Annotated in this window: 4 protein-coding genes; 3 read left to right on the plus strand and 1 reads right to left on the minus strand. The window is 38.6% G+C overall.

Features of this window, described 5'->3' with window-relative positions; genetic code table 11:
* Positions 1 to 238: 238 nt before the first annotated feature.
* Positions 239 to 1,126 (minus strand): neutral zinc metallopeptidase, encoded by an 888-nt coding sequence (locus GSY74_RS00385; protein ID WP_164663124.1) that lies wholly within the window; start codon positions 1,124 to 1,126, stop codon positions 239 to 241.
* A 301-nt stretch (positions 1,127 to 1,427) separates the two neighbouring features.
* On the opposite strand from GSY74_RS00385, the gene GSY74_RS00390 reads away from it, so the two are divergent.
* Genes GSY74_RS00390 through GSY74_RS00395 form a run of 3 tightly spaced genes read left to right on the plus strand, consistent with a single transcriptional unit; the run spans position 1,428 to position 3,839 of the window.
* Positions 1,428 to 2,897, plus strand: a complete 1,470-nt coding sequence (locus GSY74_RS00390) for a DNA polymerase III subunit gamma/tau (protein WP_370518748.1) — start codon at positions 1,428 to 1,430, stop codon at positions 2,895 to 2,897.
* Between the two features lie 43 nt (positions 2,898 to 2,940).
* Positions 2,941 to 3,132: a hypothetical protein gene (locus GSY74_RS10815; RefSeq protein WP_255494378.1), complete on the plus strand. Its 192-nt coding sequence runs from the start codon at positions 2,941 to 2,943 to the stop codon at positions 3,130 to 3,132.
* A gap of 5 nt (positions 3,133 to 3,137) precedes the next feature.
* Positions 3,138 to 3,839 carry a type III pantothenate kinase gene (locus tag GSY74_RS00395; protein WP_164663125.1) on the plus strand — a complete coding sequence of 234 codons (702 nt, stop codon included), beginning with the start codon at positions 3,138 to 3,140 and terminating at the stop codon, positions 3,837 to 3,839.
* Positions 3,840 to 3,898: the final 59 nt, after the last annotated feature.

A 3,898-nucleotide genomic window follows, 5' to 3' on the forward strand; every position in this document is an offset into this window, starting at 1 on the left:
CCAATGTCAATGAATTAAGGATTTAGACAAGGGAATCCCTTGTCTCTACGGTTTTGAAATTGAAATATTGTAGGGACAATGGCACTGCCTTGTCCTAATAAATCAATAACAATATTCTTAATTCATTGGCATTGGGCTAAAGCCGTCAGTTCCTTATATGCAATCTGCATTTTTGGAATCGGCGTGTTTACACCCGAACTATTTGAGCTAAAGCCACCGTTTCAAAAGTCTCAACTGGTTATAAGCCCGTATTACAGCTTTTCATATCTCCACTTTTGATACCTTTTCTAAACCACTCGATTCTTTGTGCTGATGAACCATGCGTAAAAGCATCTGGAACCACATATCCCTGAGCCTGTTTCTGCAAGGTATCATCTCCAATTGCAGAGGCAGCATTCAGAGCCTCTTCTACATCACCTTGCTCTAAGATATTAAATCTCTTGTGTGCATGGTGTGCCCAGACACCAGCGTAGCAGTCTGCTTGAAGCTCTACACGAACCTGTAGTTGATTTTCACCTTTTTGACCTTTAGCTTGTTGCTTCATCTTTTGAACTTTTGAGAGAGTGCCTTCCATATTTTGGACATGGTGACCAATCTCATGTGCCAATACATAAGCTTGTGCAAAATCACCTGTGGCGTTATGTTTTTTTGCAAGTTCATCAAAGAAAGAGAGGTCAAGATAGACTTTTTGGTCAGCAGGACAGTAAAAAGGTCCCATCTGAGCTGAAGCGTGTCCACAACCACTCTTAGTTGAACCACGATAGAGTACCATTTTTGGCTCACGATAGGTAGCACCATGCTGTTTGAATATCTCTTTCCAAACCTCTTCTGTATCATTCAAAACTGTAGAGATAAATCTAGCTTGTCTATCATCCGCCTTTTGATTGATGGTTGTTGAGCCACCTCCACCACCTGTGAAACTTGAAAGAGGATTAAACCCAGAAAAATAAGCCACAGTACCTATACCGATAATCGCCCAACCAAATTTTGTTTTTAGAAGTCTCTGTATCACAGGCCATAAAAACATCATTGTACTCATAGATGGCATTCCTCGTCTACCACCTCCACTGCTACTACCTCGTCTATCCTCTACATTGTCACTCTGGTCTCTATCTTCCCATCTCATCTTATATCCTCAAGTATTAGACATCTTTCAAAACTAGGAACCGATGGCTTTAGCCCAATGCCAATGAATTAAGCTAAATAGTTCGGGTGTAAACACGCCGATTCCGAAAATGCGGATTGCATATAAGGAAACGATGGCTTCAGCCTCGTTATATTCGGGACTAAAGTCTCCGATTCCAAATGAGTTTTCTAAGAAGTCTATTTTTAACAAATTATATCACAAGTAAAATTTGACTACAATATTGAATAGTATTTAAATCTGTAGAGGTGTCCCTTGTGGGTATCTTAGTAAGGAGTTTAATGTGTCAATAGCATTAGCAAGAAAGTATCGTCCAGCCACCTTTGATGAGTTGATAGGTCAAGAGGCAGTCTCTCAAACATTAAGTTTGGCATTAGAGAGAGATAGACTCTCTCACGCTTATCTCTTCTCTGGTCTTAGAGGGTCGGGAAAAACTTCGACAGCTCGTATTTTTGCCAAAGCTCTACTTTGTGAAAAGGGAGCTACTGCACACCCTTGTGGAACTTGTTCCAACTGTAAGATGGCTGTAGAGGGGCGACATATGGACATCATAGAGATGGATGCCGCCTCTAATCGTGGGATAGACGATATAAAAGAGTTGATAGAGCATACAAAGTATAAACCTGCAATGGCTCGATATAAAATTTTTATTATTGATGAGGTTCATATGTTGACTACTCCAGCATTTAATGCTTTGCTAAAAACCCTAGAGGAGCCTCCTTCATTTATTAAGTTTATCCTCGCAACAACTGACCCTCTGAAACTACCTGCTACGATTTTGAGTAGAACACAGCACTTTAGATTTAGAAAAATTGCTCAACCTGTACTAGAGCGACATTTGGAACATATTCTAAATCTTGAAAGAGTTGGGTATGAGAAAAATGCAATTGATATTATCGCAAGGTCTGGGGCTGGTAGTGTCAGAGATGCTTTGACACTTCTTGACCAAGCTATTGTCTACTCCAAAAATTTCATTGATATATCTACTGTCACTAAGATGTTAGGGATTATAGAACCCTCACAGCTTGAGGGGCTGATAGATAAGATTTTAGCTAAAGATAGAGCAGGAATTTTAGAGTTTATCTCTATGGCGAGTGAATTTGAGGCTGAGATGATTATTGATGAACTGATGCTCTATCTCAAAGAGATTCTATTAAGTGGTTCTCACCAACTTGCACCGATGATTATAGAACGATTTTTTAGAGTCTTGGCTGACTCCAAAACCCTGCTTAGTATCGGAAGTGATGGCGAGTTTGTCCTATTAGTGACTCTATTTAAGATGATAGAGTCACTACAGACAGAAGATATAGATGGCATGATAAGAACTACAAAAAAAGAGTTGAGTGAAGTAGAGATAACACCCCCCACAGAGGAATCCCGTAGGGGTAGACCCATGTGTCTACCCTCTGAACAAAAAATAAAACCGATTATTAAATCAATTGAAAAGGTAGCTATAACTATAACACCTCCTATCCAGCCGACAGAAGAAAAAAAGCCCATAGATAAAGGAGCAAAAATTTTTAAATCTCTAGTAGATAAACTCTACGATAGAGACTATCAATTGGGTGAGTGTTTCAAGAGATATATAGCCTATGACTCTTTTGAGAATAACAGACTCACATGGGAGTCTACGGCAAGTGGAGAAGCGAAAACTCTCCTAAAAAACAACTGGGGTCTTATCCGTATGTTTGTGCAGGAAATCTTCGGTTATGAGACCAAGATTAAAAATATCTCAAAGGATTTACCCTCCTAAGCCTATAATAAAAATAGCTGAAAGCATTGAAGAGCCTATCTCCATGATAGAAGATGAGATTCTAAATCAGCCTATAGAGGAGGAGTTTATGAGAAACTCTTGTGTAGCTCCTGATGCAGGTAATACCGAATCAGCAAAAGAGAAAGATGAGAGAAATATCTTGAATGAGCCTATGGTTGCTAAGGCTTTGGAGCTATTTGCTCCTAAAAAAGTTAGAATCAAAAGAAAGAGTTGAGATTTATGCTACTAGCCGATATAGGAAACACCCGAATACACATCTATAATGGAAAAGAGGTAATCCACCTCTCACACCAAGAAGCGATAGAGCAGTATGCAGATAAAAAATTAAAATATATAACCGTCAAACATCAACTAAAAGAGCGATTAAATAGTTTAAAAAACTGGACAGATATATCGGACAAAATTAGAATAAAAAATGAGTATGAGACAATGGGCATAGACAGAAAAGCTCTCTGCCTCTCTTATCCCAATGGAATTTTTGTAAGTGCTGGAACAGCAATTACGGTGGATGTGGTAGAGGAGGGGGTATATCAAGGAGGGTTCTTACTTCTTGGTTTGAGAGCCTATATAGATGCTTATGCCAGTATCTCTCCTGCTCTCAAAATAGAACTAGATAGAGAGATAGATTTAAATCTATTGCCAGTGGGAACTAGAGATGGAATTAGTTATGGTATTCTTAACTCTATTAAAGCTATAATAAATATCTTGCAAAACTTCTTGGAATCGGAGGCTTCAGCCCCGAATATAACGAGGCTAAAGCCATCGTTTCCTAATTTTGAAAGAGGTTTAATAGATAAACATAAAAATACCAAACAGCTCTATATAACAGGTGGAGATGGTAAGTTTCTAAGCTCATTTTTTGAGGGAGCTATCTTTGATGAGAGGTTGATATTTTTAGGAATGCAGAGGAGTTTAATATGAAAAATGGAAAAGTTTTTAGACACTTTTCACAGGTGATACTAAAAGGTCTCTTTTGGTTA

This window comes from Sulfurovum sp. bin170, assembly GCF_010892395.1.
Classification (GTDB): domain Bacteria; phylum Campylobacterota; class Campylobacteria; order Campylobacterales; family Sulfurovaceae; genus UBA1140.

Excerpts from the sequence above, each read along its gene's own strand:
- GSY74_RS00385 (WP_164663124.1), bottom strand. The coding sequence starts at position 1,126 with ATGAGATGGGAAGATAGAGACCAGAGTGACAATGTAGAGGATAGACGA.
- GSY74_RS10815 (WP_255494378.1), top strand. The coding sequence starts at position 2,941 with ATGATAGAAGATGAGATTCTAAATCAGCCTATAGAGGAGGAGTTTATG.
- GSY74_RS00395 (WP_164663125.1), top strand. The coding sequence starts at position 3,138 with ATGCTACTAGCCGATATAGGAAACACCCGAATACACATCTATAATGGA.